The 14,442-nt window shown below is 72.8% G+C and carries 15 protein-coding genes; 9 read left to right on the top strand and 6 right to left on the bottom strand.

All coding sequences use genetic code 11. The annotated features are described in order from the left end of the window. The first annotated feature begins 35 nt into the window (after nucleotides 1–35). Nucleotides 36–254, top strand: a complete 219-nt coding sequence (locus tag ACFVS9_RS31145; protein ID WP_383113209.1) for a hypothetical protein — start codon at nucleotides 36–38, stop codon at nucleotides 252–254. A gap of 12 nt (nucleotides 255–266) precedes the next feature. Here the strand turns inward: ACFVS9_RS31145 and ACFVS9_RS31140 are convergent, their stop codons facing one another. From ACFVS9_RS31140 to ACFVS9_RS31130, 3 genes are all read right to left on the bottom strand, one after another. Continuing rightward, a complete protein-coding gene (locus ACFVS9_RS31140) occupies nucleotides 267–683 on the bottom strand; it encodes a hypothetical protein (RefSeq protein WP_389937792.1) in 417 nt (138 codons plus the stop codon). A 68-nt stretch (nucleotides 684–751) separates the two neighbouring features. Next, a complete protein-coding gene (locus tag ACFVS9_RS31135) occupies nucleotides 752–2,446 on the bottom strand; it encodes a SpoIIE family protein phosphatase (protein WP_389937789.1) in 1,695 nt (564 codons plus the stop codon). A 75-nt stretch (nucleotides 2,447–2,521) separates the two neighbouring features. Beyond that, on the bottom strand, nucleotides 2,522–3,265 hold the full coding sequence (locus ACFVS9_RS31130; protein ID WP_383113206.1) for an alpha/beta hydrolase: 744 nt from the start codon (nucleotides 3,263–3,265) through the stop codon (nucleotides 2,522–2,524). Between the two features lie 160 nt (nucleotides 3,266–3,425). Here ACFVS9_RS31130 and ACFVS9_RS31125 point away from each other — a divergent pair, with 160 nt between their 5' ends. The 5 genes from ACFVS9_RS31125 to ACFVS9_RS31105 all read left to right on the top strand — a co-directional run bounded on the left by ACFVS9_RS31125 (nucleotide 3,426) and on the right by ACFVS9_RS31105 (nucleotide 7,951). Next, a complete protein-coding gene (locus ACFVS9_RS31125; RefSeq protein ID WP_383113205.1) occupies nucleotides 3,426–3,911 on the top strand; it encodes a peroxiredoxin in 486 nt (161 codons plus the stop codon). 104 nt (nucleotides 3,912–4,015) lie between these two features. Beyond that, a complete protein-coding gene (locus tag ACFVS9_RS31120; protein ID WP_383113204.1) occupies nucleotides 4,016–4,537 on the top strand; it encodes a hypothetical protein in 522 nt (173 codons plus the stop codon). 84 nt (nucleotides 4,538–4,621) lie between these two features. Next, on the top strand, nucleotides 4,622–6,055 hold the full coding sequence (locus tag ACFVS9_RS31115) for a flotillin family protein (protein WP_389937785.1): 1,434 nt from the start codon (nucleotides 4,622–4,624) through the stop codon (nucleotides 6,053–6,055). Between the two features lie 172 nt (nucleotides 6,056–6,227). After that, on the top strand, nucleotides 6,228–6,698 hold the full coding sequence (locus ACFVS9_RS31110; RefSeq protein ID WP_277333057.1) for a cation:proton antiporter regulatory subunit: 471 nt from the start codon (nucleotides 6,228–6,230) through the stop codon (nucleotides 6,696–6,698). Between the two features lie 2 nt (nucleotides 6,699–6,700). Next, nucleotides 6,701–7,951 (top strand): cation:proton antiporter, encoded by a 1,251-nt coding sequence (locus tag ACFVS9_RS31105; RefSeq protein WP_389937782.1) that lies wholly within the window; start codon nucleotides 6,701–6,703, stop codon nucleotides 7,949–7,951. Nucleotides 7,952–7,964: 13 nt separating this feature from the next. Here the strand turns inward: ACFVS9_RS31105 and ACFVS9_RS31100 are convergent, their stop codons facing one another. Together ACFVS9_RS31100 and ACFVS9_RS31095 are read right to left on the bottom strand one after the other, a co-directional pair. After that, nucleotides 7,965–8,918 (bottom strand): M56 family metallopeptidase, encoded by a 954-nt coding sequence (locus ACFVS9_RS31100; protein ID WP_389937779.1) that lies wholly within the window; start codon nucleotides 8,916–8,918, stop codon nucleotides 7,965–7,967. Between the two features lie 11 nt (nucleotides 8,919–8,929). Continuing rightward, a complete protein-coding gene (locus tag ACFVS9_RS31095) occupies nucleotides 8,930–9,424 on the bottom strand; it encodes a BlaI/MecI/CopY family transcriptional regulator (RefSeq protein ID WP_383113200.1) in 495 nt (164 codons plus the stop codon). A 135-nt stretch (nucleotides 9,425–9,559) separates the two neighbouring features. On the opposite strand from ACFVS9_RS31095, the gene ACFVS9_RS31090 reads away from it, so the two are divergent. Next, the gene (locus ACFVS9_RS31090) at nucleotides 9,560–10,015 is read left to right on the top strand and encodes a tellurite resistance TerB family protein (RefSeq protein ID WP_383113199.1); all 456 of its coding nucleotides are present in this window, start codon (nucleotides 9,560–9,562) and stop codon (nucleotides 10,013–10,015) included. Between the two features lie 91 nt (nucleotides 10,016–10,106). On the opposite strand, the gene ACFVS9_RS31085 is transcribed toward ACFVS9_RS31090, so the two are convergent. Continuing rightward, nucleotides 10,107–11,174 (bottom strand): PucR family transcriptional regulator, encoded by a 1,068-nt coding sequence (locus ACFVS9_RS31085; protein ID WP_383113198.1) that lies wholly within the window; start codon nucleotides 11,172–11,174, stop codon nucleotides 10,107–10,109. Nucleotides 11,175–11,456: 282 nt separating this feature from the next. Here ACFVS9_RS31085 and ACFVS9_RS31080 point away from each other — a divergent pair, with 282 nt between their 5' ends. Together ACFVS9_RS31080 and ACFVS9_RS31075 are read left to right on the top strand one after the other, a co-directional pair. Next, entirely contained in the window at nucleotides 11,457–12,095 is a 639-nt protein-coding gene (locus ACFVS9_RS31080) for a hypothetical protein (protein WP_389937776.1), read from the top strand. A gap of 101 nt (nucleotides 12,096–12,196) precedes the next feature. Next, the gene (locus ACFVS9_RS31075; protein WP_389937772.1) at nucleotides 12,197–14,422 is read left to right on the top strand and encodes a flotillin family protein; all 2,226 of its coding nucleotides are present in this window, start codon (nucleotides 12,197–12,199) and stop codon (nucleotides 14,420–14,422) included. Nucleotides 14,423–14,442 lie beyond the last annotated feature (20 nt).

Below are 14,442 nucleotides of genomic sequence, written 5' to 3'. Positions count from 1 at the left end.
GGGGCCACGCGGCGATGTCACCGGGAGGCACGCAGATGCCGAGGAAACCCGCGAACTCCAGAGTCGGCCTGATCCTGAGCCTGGGCAGCAGCGCCCTCGCGGTGGTGCGCACCCTCAAGCAGATGCGCCGGGCCAGAGGCACCCAGGACAAGCTGACCACCGCGAACACCCTGGCGGGGCTGCTGCCGCTGGTCACCTCCGCCCTGCTCGTCCTGCGCAGGCTGCGCGGGCGCTCCCGGCCGCGGACCCCCTGAGCGGGCCGCCGGTCAGGGGGCCGGGACCGCCCCGGCCCGCTCCCCGGCCCGTGTCCGCAGCCTCTCCCGCACCCGGGCACCGAGCAGCTCGTACTCCTCGCGGAGCCGTACGATCTCGGCCGGCCGCTCGATGACCACACCGCCGGACACGATCTCGTGCGGGGCGAACTGCTCCCGGGTCAGGTCGATCTCCAGGGCCGGGCCCAGCCGGTTCCACCAGTGGAAGTCCACCCGCTCGCCGTCGACCCGCACCTCGCCCCGGATCAGCTCACCGCCCAGCAGGTCGTTGAGCACGAGGGCGGTGACCCCGCACTGGTCGCGGGCCGGATTCCCCGGATCCCAGTGCGGCCGGTGCGCGGGCGTGGCCGTGTCCGGGCCCCAGCTGTCGCGGACGGCGGCCTCGATGTCGGTGAGGAGCAGAGGTTCCATGCCGCGCATCCTCGCAGCCGCCACCGACGACGGCGCCGGCCCGCGCGCTCCCGCGCGCGGGGAGCGGTTCAGTACCCGCGGCTCCGCGAGACGAGGACCGCGATGTCGTCCTCGGCCGTGTCCGCGAAGCGGTCCACGACCTCCTCCAGCAGGTCCTCCAGCCGTCCGCCGGCCGGCAGGGTGAGCCGCGTGAGCCGCTCGATCGAGAGGTCGATGTCCTCGCCCCGGCGCTCCACCAGCCCGTCGGTGTACATGAACAGCACCGTCCCCGGACCGCACGGCACCACCGTCGTCCGGTAGCCGCCCAGGCCCGTGCCCAGCGGCGGCCCCACCAGCACCGGTGCCACCCGTGCCCCGGACGCGCCCGGGTCGATGAGCACCGGCGGCGGATGGCCCGCGCTGGCCACCTCGCAGACACCCTCACGCCGGTCGACGACCGCGACCAGGCAGGTCGCCGCGCGGTCCAGCCCGGACTGCTCCACCGCCTTGTCGAGGCGCTCCAGGATGCGGTGCGGCGGCTGGTCGTCCTCGGCCATGATGCGCAGCATCGAGCGGTAGTTGCTCATGGCGACGGCCGCTTCGACCCCGTGGCCCATCACGTCGCCCATCACCTTGAGGTGGCGTCCGCCCTGGAGCGGGATGGCGTCGAACCAGTCGCCGCCGACCAGCGCCCCCTCGCCCGCGGGAAGGTAGAGGGACGCGATCTCGATGCCGTCGTTCGGCCCGCGCGGCTCGGAGAGCAGGGACCGCTGGAGCTCCCGGGCGACGCGGTGCTCATGGGTGTAGCGCTGCGCGTGGTCCACGTCCACGGCGGCGCGGCCGGCGAGCGTCCGGGCGACGACGACGTCCAGCCCTTCGGTGAAGGGCGGCGAGTCCCCGGCCCGCAGCAGGCTGAGCGCCCCCAGCGGGCGGCCCCGCGCGGTGAGCGGGACGACGACGGCCGAGTGCAGTCCGATGGCGCGGTAGGCGGCGACGCGTTCGGGGGTGGGTGCCGCCCGGCTCAGCTGCTCGTCGCCGTACAGGTTCTCGACGACCGGTTCGTCGGCGGCCAGGCAGCGGGGCACGGCCGCGTCCTCCTGGTAGTCGATGTCCTCGCCCGGACCGCCGAACCGGGCCAGCGCGTCGGCGAGTTCCGGGACGGTGGCCATGCCGGCCCGCCGCAGGCGCAGCACTCCGGGCGGCAGGTCGCGCCGGGGGCGCCCGTCGTCCTGCGGGATCATCTCGACGACGGCCACGTCGGCCATCACGGGCACCACGAAGTCGGCGAGTTCCTGGCAGGTGGCCCCGGCGTCGAGCGTCGTTCCGATGCTCGACGCCGCGTTGTCCAGGAGCGTCAGATAGCTCCTGGCCCGCAGCAGTTCCTCCTGCTCGTCGTGGGTGGCCGTGATCTCCTGGGCGATCACGACCACGCCCCGTACCCGTCCCCGTTCCTGGAGGCGGTGGCAGGCGCCGCGCCAGTAGCGCCGCTTCACGGCGGAGTCCGCCCAGGTCTGCCCGCTGGTGGTGAGCTCGCGGGGCCGCCCGTCGGCCAGCACCTGGCGCAGGGCGTCCAGCCGTACGTCGACCTCGGGCAGCACCTCGGCGATGGTCCGGCCCAGGTGCGCGGCGGCGGGCACCCCGTTGAGCCGTTCGAGTGCCCGGTTCACGTAGACGTAGCGCAGGTCCTCGTCGAACACCGCCACCCCGGCCGGGCTGGCGCCGACGAGGGCGGCGAGTGCCGCCCTGTCGACGGGTGACGGATCGGCGTGCTCTTCGGCCTGCAACAGAGCCTCCAGAGGGATACGTGCCCGGCGGGTGGGGGCCGGTCCGCCCCCACGGGCCGGCGCGCACCCGGAGCCTCATCCTCTGCCGCCCCGCACCGCCCCGCATCTCTGCGGACGCCGTGCTCCGGCGTCGAGCCCGTCCAGCGACACCGTGCCCTCGGAGGCCGCCGCCCCGGGCGGAAGGCCGAACGCCTCCTCGACCCGGCCGGGCACCGGGGACAGCCCCAGCAGGCCCGTCACCAGCAGCCCCGCCAGGTGGTGCCAGGCCGGGGCCCGGCGGATCATCGCGTGGTCGCTGCCCGGGATCGTCACCAGGCAGGTGCGGGCGCCCGCCCTGCGTGCCCTGGCCGTGAGCGACTGGGACGCGAGGGGGCTCGTCACCCGGTCCCGGGTGCTGTGCAGCAGGACGATGTCGCGCCCCGCGAGCTGTGTCACCGGATCGCCGGGCGGGCACCACGGGGCGAGGCCCACCACCGAGCGGACCAGCGGGTGCCCGGCGGCGTGCAGGGCCGCACGGGCTCCCATGGAGTGGCCGAGGAGGACGACCGGGATGTCGCCCGCCTCGTGCCGCAGCTCGTCCAGCGCGCGCAGGGTGTCGTGCAGCGGGTCCTCGCGGGAGCCGTTCCAGCCGCGGTGGGTGTAGCGGACCCGCCGCACGCGCACACCCGGGTCCCCGCGCACCGCGCGGGCGACCACGCGCGCGAAGGGCAGCATGCGCAGACCGGGCAGGTTCAGCGCGCCGGGCGCCGGCGCGGCCAGCCCCGTCTCGTAGCCGCCGTGGAGGATGAGCACCGCTGCCGACGGCGGTGTTTCGGCCACACGTACCTCCTGATCGGGATGCCGGGCCGGTGCCCGCGCACTCCTTCCATATTCGGTGCCGGACTGGGTACGGATGGGTCGAACGTGTCGATGCGTGGAAAGTGCGGTCGACCGCCCGAGGCACGGCCCCTTCCCGCACAGCACCAGAGGAGTCACCGACATGGCGTCAGCACCCACGACCGGCCTGCCCGCACCGGACTTCACCCTGCCCGGCGGCGTACTCGCCGACGGCACCTTCCAGCGCCGGGACTACACGCTCTCCGCCGCGCGCGGACGGGCCGTCGTCCTCGCGTTCTACCCCGGCGACAACACGGCGGTCTGCACCAGGCAGCTCTGCTCCTACTCCTCGGGCCTGGAGACCTTCGAGGGGCTCGACGCCGAGGTGTGGGGGATCAGCCCGCAGGGGCTGGACAGCCACGAGTCCTTCGCCCGCGGCCGTGAGCTGCGCATGCCCCTGCTGGTCGACGCGGGACGGGAGACCGCCCGGGCCTACGGGGTCGCGGCCCCCGGCATCGGCGTGCGCCGTTCCGTCTTCCTGATCGGGCCGGACGGCGTGCTCCGGTGGAAGCACGTCGCCCTGGTCGGCGCCACGTTCCAGTCGGTCGACACGCTCGCCGGGCATCTTTCCGGCATCGAAACGGCCTGAAGACTGCCGGACTCCGGCAGTGCCCCCGGTGTGCGCCGTATGCGACCATTCAGCCAGTTCGACGGAGCGTACCGGGGGATCCGAACACCGGGGGGAGTGATCACATGACCGTACTTCTCGGTCTGGGCATCGCGGGAATCGTCCTTCTCGTCCTCTCCCTGATCTTCGACGGGATCCTCGAAGGGGTGCTCGGCGACGCCCTCGGCGGGCTGCTGAACGGTTTCTTCGACGGTCTGCTCTCCCTGCCCGTGATCGCCGGCTTCCTCTCCATGCTGGGCTTCGGCGGGGCGATCGTCCTCGGCACCACGCACGTGGGCACCCCGGTGGCCGTCGCCGCCGGAGCCGCGGCGGGTGTCGTCGCGGCCTGGCTGACATGGAAGCTCAGCCAGGCCCTGATGCGGGACCAGACCGCGGCCACGCCACGGGGTGAGGACCTCGTCGGCACCTCGGGGTCCGTCGTCACGCCGATCCCGGCCGACGGCTACGGCGAGGTCCTGCTGCGGCTCGCGGGCCAGACCGTGAAGTTCGCCGCGAAGAGCGCCGTACCGGTCGAGCGCGGCGCCGAGATCTGGGTGGAGGCCACGCTCTCGACCACCTCGGTCACGGTCCGCCCCGTCGAGCGCTGACCACCACAGAGCCATACGTCTGTCCGAAACCCGTACAGCCGAAGACACCGCCGTCCCACCGGGAGGGCAAGGGGGACACCTCTCATGAGTCCAGTAGTGATCGCCGTCGTCGGAGTCGTCGTACTCCTCGTGCTCCTGGCCCTGGCCGTGATCACCCGGTACAAGGTCGCGGGCCCCAGCCAGGCCTTCATCATCACGGGCCGCCGCGGCAAGAAGTCGACCGACCCGGTGACCGGCCGCACCAGCATCGACAACAGCGGCCAGAAGGTCGTCGTCGGCGGCGGCGTCTTCGTCGTGCCGTTCGTCCAGCAGAAGTTCACCCTGGACCTCTCCAGCCGGCACATCCCCGTCGCCGTGCGCGGCGCCGTCACCCTGCGCGGCGTGAAGTCCAACCTCGAAGGCGTCGCGATCGTCAAGGTCGGCGGCAGCGAGGACGCGATCCGCGCCGCCGCGCAGCGCTTCCTCCAGCAGCAGGACGGCATCGTCGGCTTCACGCAGGAAGTGCTCTCCGGAGCTCTGCGCGCCATCGTCGGCCGCATGTCCGTCGAGGACATCATCCGCGACCGGGCCGCGTTCGCCGGGCAGGTCGCCGAGGAGGCCGAGGCCAGCCTCTCCGGCCAGGGCCTCATCCTGGACGCCTTCCAGATCCAGGACATCACCACCGAGGGCTCCTACCTCGAGGACCTCGGCCGTCCCGAGGCCGCCCGCGCCAAGCAGGAGGCCGACATCGCCGAGGCCATCGCCCGGCGCGCCTCCGAGCAGGCCCGTCTGAAGGCGGCCGAGGAGATCGCCGTCGCCGAGCGGACGTTCTACCTGAAGCAGGCCGAGATCAAGGCCGAGACCGAGGCCGCCGCGGCCAAGGCCAACGCCGCCGGCCCCCTCGCCGAGGCGGCCCGCCAGCAGGAGGTCCTCACCGAGCAGGAGAAGGTCGCCGAACGCCAGGCGGCCCTGACCGACCGCGAGCTCGACACCAAGGTCCGCAAGCCCGCGGACGCCGCCCGCTACCGGGCCGAGCAGGAGGCCGAGGCCCGCCGCATCGCCCAGGTGAAGGAGGCGGAGGCCGACGCGGAGCGCTCCCGCCTCACCGGTCAGGGCGAGAAGCTGCACCGCTCGGCCCTCGCCGACGCCGTACGCATCGAGGGTGAGTCCGAGGCCGCCGCCATCGCCGCGAGGGGCGCGGCCGAGGCCGAGGCCATGCAGAAGAAGGCCGACGCCTTCGCGCAGTACGGCGACGCGGCCGTGCTCCAGATGCTGGTCGAGGTGCTCCCGCAGGTCGTGGCCAAGGCGGCCGAGCCGCTGAGCGCCATCGACAAGATGACGGTCATCTCGACGGACGGAGCCAGCCGGCTCTCGCGCACGGTGACCGACAACGTGGCCCAGGGACTGGAACTCCTCAACTCCACCACGGGCGTCGACCTGGGCGCGCTGCTCAAGAACCTCCAGGGCAGGACGGAGGGCACCGCACCCGCGGCCCCCTCCCCCGCGGCCGACGGCGAGAAGATCGAGATCAGGGACTGACCACGCACCACCCCGTGCCCGGCCGATGGTCGTTCACCGGCCGGGCACACCCATGTCCGCTCCTGTCCCGCCGCCCCCGGCGGCCGGACAGGTACGCCCGTTAGGGTAATGAGCAGCTAAAGAGATGATCAAAAGCGTCGTCCAGCCACCGCGCGCTCCTCGGGAGGAAGCCATGGGAACCCACCGCACGTCACTGCCCGGAGTCGGTGTCCAGTACGACTACACCACGGAGTCGGGGCAGCACATCTCCGTCGTCGTACATCACGACGGCCGGCGGTTCCTGGGGTTCTACGAGAAGGACGACCCAGATTCGTGCCTGCTCTCCGTACCCCTGACCACCACGGAGGCCACCGGGCTCGCGCACCTCATCGACGCGGCCCCGATCGACGCCGTGCGGACCGAGGGCATCGACCTCGTCACCGAGCACATCCCGCTCGGCACCCGCTCCCCGTACGGCGGCCGGCTGCTCGGGGACACCCGGGCGCGGACGCGGACCGGGGCCTCGATCGTGGCGGTGCTGCGCACGCACAGCGCGCATCCGTCGCCGGGTCCGGACTTCCGGCTGGCCATCGGGGACACGCTCGTAGTTGTAGGAACGCGTGAGGGCGTCGACACGCTCTCCGAGATCATTGCGGAGGGCTGACCGTGCACGACACGACTGCACTGCTGGTGGAGCTGGGTTCCGTCATCCTGGGGCTCGGCATCATCGGAAGATTCGCCGGGCGGATAGGGCTCTCGCCCATCCCGCTCTACCTGCTGGCCGGGCTCGCGTTCGGGGAGGGCGGTCTGCTGCCGCTCGGGGCCAGTGAGGAGTTCACCGCCATCGGGGCGGAGATCGGTGTCATCCTCCTGCTGCTCCTCCTGGGGCTGGAGTACAGCGCCTCGGAACTCGTCACCAGCCTCAAGACGCAGTACCCGTCCGGGGCGGTGGACTTCGTGCTCAACGCGACACCGGGCGCGGCGGCCGGCCTGATGCTCGGCTGGGGGCCGGTGGGCGCCGTCGCGCTCGCCGGCGTCACCTGGATCTCGTCGTCCGGCGTGATCGCGAAGGTCATGACCGACATGGGCCGGCTCGGCAACCGTGAGACGCCCGTCATCCTCGGTGTCCTCGTCATCGAGGACCTCGCGATGGCCGTCTACCTGCCGCTGCTCACCGCGATGCTGGCCGGCGTCGGCCTGGCCGGCGGCAGCATCGCCCTGCTGATCGCGCTCGGCACCGTCGGGTTCGTGCTGTACCTGGCGCTGCGCCACGGCAGGCTCATCAGCCGCGCGGTGTCCTCGGACAACCCGGAGATGCTGCTCCTCGTCGTCCTCGGGCTGACGGTCCTGGTGGCCGGGGTCGCCCAGCAGCTCCAGGTGTCCGCGGCCGTGGGCGCGTTCCTGGTGGGCATCGCCCTGTCCGGCGAGGTCGCGGAGGGCGCCCGCAAGCTGCTGACGCCGCTGCGGGACCTGTTCGCCGCGGTGTTCTTCGTCTTCTTCGGCCTGTCCACCGATCCGGCGGAGATCCCGCCCGTGCTGCTTCCGGCGGCGCTGCTGGCGATCGTCACGGTCTTCACGAAGATCGGCACCGGCTGGTACGCGTCCCGGCGGGCCGGGATCGGGCCGCGGGGCCGCTGGCGCGCGGGCGGCACGCTCGTCGCGCGCGGCGAGTTCTCCATCGTCATCGCCGGTCTGGCCGTGGCGACGGAACCGCGGATCGGTCCCATCGCGACCGCGTACGTGCTGATCCTGGTGATCGTCGGTCCCCTCACCGCCCGGTGGACGGAACCGGTGGCGTCGAAGCTCCAGGCGGTCCTGGCCGGCCGGGGCAAGAAGCCCGCCGCCGCCGCGGACGAGCGGCCGATGCCGTCGCACGACGACCTCACGCCGGAGCACGCCGGGCGCGAGTCCGACTGACGCGGGCGGCCGGTCAGAGCGGGGTGGCCGCGTGGAGGATGCCGACGAGCGTCACCGTCGCGTTGAGCGACGACAGCGCCGACGCGGCCGTCCCCACCGTCGCGGTCACCGCCGCCACGGCCAGATGGGCGGAGACCCGGGGCCAGGGCCCGGCCGGGGGCCCGGAGTCGAGCAGCGCCGCCACCCGGCGGGGCACGGGGCCCGGCGCCGCGAAGGCCGGGAGCACGGCGGGCCCCCGGCCGCGGTGCGAGAACAGGGCCGCCTTGCCGACCGCCGTGGCGACCACCCGGCGGCTGCCGACCGCGTACGCCGCCTCCTCGTCCGCCCAGCGTTCGGTGCTGTACGCCACCGCCGTGCGCAGGGGCAGCAGGAACGGGTTGGCGCGGGCCGCGAGCTGGGTCATCAGCAGATAGCGGTGGTGGCGGCCGGCCAGGTGCGCCCGCTCGTGGGCGACCAGCGCGCGCCGTTCGCGGTCGTCCAGGCAGTCCATCATCGCCGTCGAGACGACGACCCGGCCGTCCCGCCCCCGCCGCCCCGGGAGGGCGTACGCGTACGGGTCGGGGGACGGGACCAGCGCGATGTCCCCCGAGGCGCCGTGGCGGGTGGCGTACCGCAGCGCGTCGGCGGCGCGGGCCCGGGTCCTGGTGTGCCGCAGCAGGGTGCTGCCGCAGGCCGCCAGCACCCCGGCGAGGACGCCGATCGCGATCTGGCCGGCCTTGTGCTCGTACGGCACCGCCTCGCGCACCTCGGGGTCCGACCAGCCGTCGGGCAGCGGGTTGCCGGGGAGCTGGGCCGTGCCCACCACCATGAGCAGGGCCAGGCAGAGCGTGCTGCACAGGGCCAGCGTCGAACCGACGGCCGCCAGCACGAGCGTGGCGCTCCTGGGGTGCAGATGCTGTTCGGCGAGGCGCGCCATGGGCAGCGCGGTCAGCGGCAGGACGAGTGGCAGGTAGACGAAGACGCCCATCGTGGTGGCTCTCAGCCTTCCGGGGCGGCGCGGTCGTCGGGGCCGCCGGAGTCGTCGGGCCACCCGGTGCGGTCCGGGCCGCCGTCGGTGCCGTCCTGGCCGTCGTCGTCCGCGCGGGAGAGCAGCGCGCGGAGCCTGGCCTCGTCGCCGGGGGACAGCGCGGAGACGAAGCGGGCCAGGACGGCCTCCCGGTCGTGTTCCCCGTCCAGCACGCGGCGCATGCGCAGGGCAGCGAGTCCCGCCTCGTCGGAGGCCGGGGTCCACGCGTAGGAACGGCCCTGGCGGGTGCGGGTCACGGCCTTCTTCGCGTAGAGGCGGGAGAGGATCGTGATCACCGTGGTGTAGGCGAGGTCTCCGTCGAGGTGCTCCTGCACCCAGCCGGCCGTCGCCGGGCCGCCCGCCGAGCGCAGCACGGTCAGGACCTGGGACTCCAGCTGTCCCTGGCCGCGCCGCGGCAGCCGCGGGCCGTCCTGGGAGCCGCCGTCCGTACCTGTGGGCCTGTTCATCCGCCGCATCCTACTGAGTGGCCGATAACGGCCGTGCCGGACGCCGTGCCGCCGATCACCGCCCCCCGTGCTTCTACACGGTTGTAGAGTTCGATCCGTTCGCGCATCACAGGCAACGCAACACATGGAGACGTCATGGCCCTTTGGGATCGGATCAAGGAATCCGCGTCGTCGATGCAGACGCAGCTGGAGGCGAAGAAGAACGACCTGAAGAGCGGGGCGTTCCGGGACGCGAGCATGGCCATGTGCGCCCTGGTCTCCGCCGCCGACGGTTCCATCGACCCGTCCGAGCGGCAGCGCGTCGCCACGCTGATCGGCACCAACGACGTGCTGCAGAACTTCCCGGCCGACGACCTTCAGCGCCGGTTCAACTCCTATGTGGACAAGCTGACCGCGGACTTCGCCTTCGGCAAGGTCAGCGTGCTCCAGGAGATCGCCAAGGCGAAGAAGAAGCCCGCCGAGGCGCGTGCCGTCATCCAGATCGGCATCGTGATCGGCGGCGCCGACGGCGACTTCGACGCGTCGGAGCGGGCCGTCGTGCGCGAGGCGTGCTTCGCACTCGACCTGCCGCCGCACGAGTTCGACCTGTAGGCACCCGCCCGCGCGGACGTGCGGCCCCGAGCGAGGGACCGCACGCCCCGCGGAGCACCGGGGCGTACCGCCTCCCCGCACCGGGGGCACGTCAGAGCTCCTTCGCCGGCCAGTCCAGCAGCCGGGCGCCGATCACGGCCGTCTGAAGCGTGTAACGGTGCATCGGGTCGGACGGGTCGGATCCGGTCAGCTGGTGTATCCGCTCCAGCCGGTACGTCAGCGCGCGCACGCTCAGCGACAGCCGGCGCGCCGTCTCGGCGGCCACGCACCCGGCGTCGAAGTACTCGGACAGCGTCCGCAGCAGGGGTTCGGGGCCGCCCCTGGCCTCCTTGAGCGGGCCGAGCTCGCTGCGCACCAGGTCGGCCATCGCCTGCCGGTCCCTGGTCAGCACCGGGTAGACCAGCAGGTCGGCGGCGTACAGCACGGGGTCGTCGAGTCCCATGCGCTGCGCCAGGTCGAGGGCGTCCAGCGCCTCGTCGTAGGAGTGGACCACCCCGCCCGGACCGCGGTGCGGGCGGCCGACCGCGACCTGGTGGCCGTCGGTCGCGGCGTGGGCCTGCTTGGCGAAGTAGCGCAGGACGTCCGGCTGGCTGCCGGGGGCTATGCAGACCAGACGCCCGTCCTTCGTCGTGATCAGGATCTTCCGGCCGCTGAAGCGCGCGAGGAGCGCCGCCTCCACGCTGCGGGGCACCGCGTCGGACTCGGTGTACGCCTCGGGGCCCGACGCCACCGCGACGGCGTGGGCGCGCGACAGCCGCAGCCCGAAGCGGGTGGCGCGCTCGGCGAGCCTGCCCAGGTCACTGCGCCCGTACAGCAGGTCGTCGATGAACTCCCGCCGTGCCGCCTCCTCCCGCCGCACGGTGAGGCGCTGCGCGCGCTCGAAGCCCTCGGCGAAGGCGTCGACCGCCTGTTCCACGGCGCTCAGCACGGCATCGGTGGGCGCCGTCCCCGCCCCCGTCCGGGGCCAGTGGGAGCGGGTCTCCGCGAGGTGGCGCCGCACCAGGGCCCGCAGCTGGTGTCCGGCCTCCGCGGCCTCACGGCCCAGGGTGCGCCGGGTCTCCAGCTCGTCCCGGGTGAGCCGGCGGCCCGTGTCCGCGACCTCGGCCAGAATGCGGGCATAACCCCCGAGGAACCTCTCGTCGATCTCGGGCTCCGCCACAGCGCACTCCTCCGTACATGAACAGCGATGTCAACCGTCCAACGCGCGGGAGCCGGTGCCGGTGCCCGGCAGGCCGGACGCGTGAACCCTGCCGGATTCCGGCAATGCGCCAGGACCGCCCCGACTGGCACGATCAGTGCAGCAACACACGGGGGAAGTACGGGGGTTACGGGGGAACACGGGGGAAAGAACCGGTTGCTGCGGGACCGTTCACGGTGTCGCAGCGCCGGCGCCCCGGCCCCTGCCTGCCGTACGCGACAGGTGGGACGGGGGCAGGGCACGATGACCGAATTCCTTTCCGCGGCGGTCTCCTTCCCGGCCGTCGTCCTGGGCGCCGCCCTGGTGGTCGTCATCTGCTTCTGGCTGCTGGTGCTGGCCGGGGCCGCCGGGCACGACTCCTTCGACACCGACCTGGACACCGACGCGGTCGGATTCGGCGGGGTGCCCGTCTCCGTGTCGGTGTCGCTGTTCATCGCCGTCTCCTGGTTCGCCGGCCTGACCGGCTCCGTCCTGGTGCTCCGCGGCGGAGCCACCGGCACGCCGCGGGCCGTACTCCACCTCGCCGTCCTGGCGGGTGCGCTCCTGATCGCCTGGGGGGTGGTCCGCATGCTCGTACGCCGATTCCGCCGGTACTTCCCGGCGGAGCCTCCTCCATCGCGTGAGGACTTCGTGGGTCAGGTCTGCACGATCCGCACGGGTTCCGTCAGCGCCGACTTCGGCCAGGCCGAGGTCGCGGCCGCCGACGGATCGACCGCCATCGTGCAGGTACGGCAGCCGCAGGGGCCGTCCGCGCCGGGTGACGTGTTCACCTCCGGCAGTACCGGGCTCCTCTACGCCTACGACGCGGACGGCGAGTTCTTCTGGGTCTCGCCGTACGACGCGGCGATCGCCCCGCGCCCGCTGCCGCGCAAGGCCGTCTGACCCGGCTTCAGACTTCCGGGCCCCCGGGCCCGTGGTTCCGCGTGCCGTCACACGGGCGCGCCTCACTCTTCTCGTACGTCTCACCAGCCCCAAGGACTGTCATGGATGCCATCTCCTTGGGCATCGGCGTGCTCATCGCCGTTGTCCTGCTCATCACCATCGCCCTGGCCTTCGTCGTCACCCGTCTCTTCCGCAAGGTGGAGCAGGGGAAGGCGCTGATCATCTCCAAGACCAAGAAGGTCGACGTCACCTTCACCGGTGCCGTGGTCCTGCCCGTGCTGCACAAGGCCGAGACCATGGACATCTCGGTGAAGACCATCGAGATCCGCCGTACCGGGCGCGAGGGCCTGATCTGCCAGGACAACATCCGCGCCGACATCCACATCACCTTCTTCGTCCGGGTCAACAAGACGGTCGAGGACGTCATCAAGGTCGCGCAGGCCATCGGCACCGAGCGGGCGAGCGACAAGGCCGCCATCCAGGAGTTCTTCGCCGCGAAGTTCTCCGAGGCGCTGAAGACCGTGGGCAAGCAGCTGGACTTCGTGGACCTCTACACCAAGCGTGAGGAGTTCCGGGACCGGATCATCCGGGTCATCGGCACCGATCTGAACGGCTACCACCTCGACGACGCCGCGATCGACTTCCTGGAGCAGACGCCGATGGCGCAGCTCGACGGAGCCAACATCCTGGACGCGCAGGGCATCCGGAAGATCACCGAGCTGACGGCGATCGAGCACGTGCGGACCAACGAGTTCCAGCGCACCGAGCAGAAGGAGATCACCCGGCAGGACGTGGACGCCCGGGAGACCATCCTGGAGCTGGAGCGCCGGCAGGCCGAGGCCGAGATCAAGCAGCGCCGCGAGGTCGAGACGCTGCGGGCCCGCGAGGAGTCGGCCACCGCCCGGGTGCAGGAGGAGGAGCGGTTCGGCGCGCAGAGCGCGTTCATCCGCACCGAGGAGCAGCTCGGCATCCAGCGGGAGAACCAGGCCCGCGAGGTCGCCGTCGCGATGAAGAACCGTGAGCGGGTCATCGCGGTGGAGAACGAGCGCATCGAGAAGGACCGGCTGCTGGAGGTCATCGGGCGCGAGCGCGAGACCGAGCTGAACCGCATCGCGGCGACGAAGGAGGTCGAGGCGGAGCGCCGTGAGGTCGCGGACGTGATCCGGGAGCGCATCGCGGTGGACCGCACGGTCGCCGAGCAGGAGGAGTCGATCCTCACGCTGCGGGCCGTCGAGGAGTCGGAGCGCACCCGCAGGTCCCTGATCATCGAGGCGGAGGCCGAGGCGCAGGAGAAGCTCGTCAAGGACATCAAGGCGGCGGAGGCCGCCGAGGCGGCCGCGGTGCACCGGGCGGCGGAGCAGCTCACGCTGGCGGACGCCCGGCTGAAGACCGCCGACCTCGACGCGCGGGCGAAGCTGCGGCTGGCGGAAGGCATCCAGGCGGAGAGCGCCGCGGCGGGCCTCGCGGAGGTCCAGGTCCGGGAGGCGGAGGCCGAGGTCATCGAGAAGACCGGCCTCGCGGAGGCCCAGGCGACGGAGGCCCGGCTCAGGGCCGAGGCCGAGGGTGCGCGCCTGAAGGCCCTCGCGGTCGCGGAGGGGACGCAGGCCCGGGCGACCGCCGACGCGGCGGTCATCGGCGAGAAGCTGAAGGCCGAGGCGGAGGGTGCGCGCCTCGGTGCCCTCGCGGTCGCGGAGGGGACGCAGGCCCAGGCGACCGCCGACGCGGCGGTCATCGGCGAGAAGCTGAAGGCCGAGGCCGCGGGTCTCACCGAGAAGGCCGCCGCGATGGCGGCGCTCGACGACGCGTCGCGCGGGCACGAGGAGTACCGGCTGCGGCTGGCCGCGGAGAAGGAGATCAGGCTGGCGGAGTTCGAGGTGCGGCGCCAGGTCGCCGAGGCGCAGGCCACGGTGCTCGCCACGGGGCTGGAGAACGCCGACATCGACATCGTCGGCGGGGACTCCGTCTTCTTCGACCGCATCGTGTCGTCGGTCTCGCTCGGGAAGAGCATGGACGGGTTCGTGGACAACTCGAAGACCGCGCGGACGCTGGCCGGGCCGTGGCTCGACGGACAGGGGACGTTCACGGACGACCTGACACGGGTGCTGGGGTCCGTGACCTCGGGGGACCTGCGGAACCTGACGGTGTCGGCCCTGCTGACGCAGCTCATGCGGTCGCCGGGGGCGGCCTCCGGGCAGGTGAAGCAGCTGCTCGCCGCGGCGGAGGAGCTGGGGCTGGCGGGGATGACGGTCTCGTCGCTGGCGGGGGCCCCGCCGGTGAACGGGGTGGTTCCGGCACCGTCCGCGCGCAACGGTTCGGCCGCCGTCTAGGACCGTGCGGGCTTCCGGCG

This window comes from Streptomyces sp. NPDC058008 (genome assembly GCF_042886395.1).
In the GTDB taxonomy this organism is placed as follows: domain Bacteria; phylum Actinomycetota; class Actinomycetes; order Streptomycetales; family Streptomycetaceae; genus Streptomyces.
This window is presented reverse-complemented; position numbering and strand designations above follow the sequence as displayed.

Coding starts and splice junctions, on each gene's coding strand:
- ACFVS9_RS31145 (WP_383113209.1), top strand. CDS start 36: ATGCCGAGGAAACCCGCGAACTCCAGAGTCGGCCTGATCCTGAGCCTG.
- ACFVS9_RS31140 (WP_389937792.1), bottom strand. CDS start 683: ATGGAACCTCTGCTCCTCACCGACATCGAGGCCGCCGTCCGCGACAGC.
- ACFVS9_RS31125 (WP_383113205.1), top strand. CDS start 3,426: ATGGCGTCAGCACCCACGACCGGCCTGCCCGCACCGGACTTCACCCTG.
- ACFVS9_RS31120 (WP_383113204.1), top strand. CDS start 4,016: ATGACCGTACTTCTCGGTCTGGGCATCGCGGGAATCGTCCTTCTCGTC.
- ACFVS9_RS31115 (WP_389937785.1), top strand. CDS start 4,622: ATGAGTCCAGTAGTGATCGCCGTCGTCGGAGTCGTCGTACTCCTCGTG.
- ACFVS9_RS31110 (WP_277333057.1), top strand. CDS start 6,228: ATGGGAACCCACCGCACGTCACTGCCCGGAGTCGGTGTCCAGTACGAC.
- ACFVS9_RS31100 (WP_389937779.1), bottom strand. CDS start 8,918: ATGGGCGTCTTCGTCTACCTGCCACTCGTCCTGCCGCTGACCGCGCTG.
- ACFVS9_RS31095 (WP_383113200.1), bottom strand. CDS start 9,424: ATGAACAGGCCCACAGGTACGGACGGCGGCTCCCAGGACGGCCCGCGG.
- ACFVS9_RS31090 (WP_383113199.1), top strand. CDS start 9,560: ATGGCCCTTTGGGATCGGATCAAGGAATCCGCGTCGTCGATGCAGACG.
- ACFVS9_RS31080 (WP_389937776.1), top strand. CDS start 11,457: ATGACCGAATTCCTTTCCGCGGCGGTCTCCTTCCCGGCCGTCGTCCTG.
- ACFVS9_RS31075 (WP_389937772.1), top strand. CDS start 12,197: ATGGATGCCATCTCCTTGGGCATCGGCGTGCTCATCGCCGTTGTCCTG.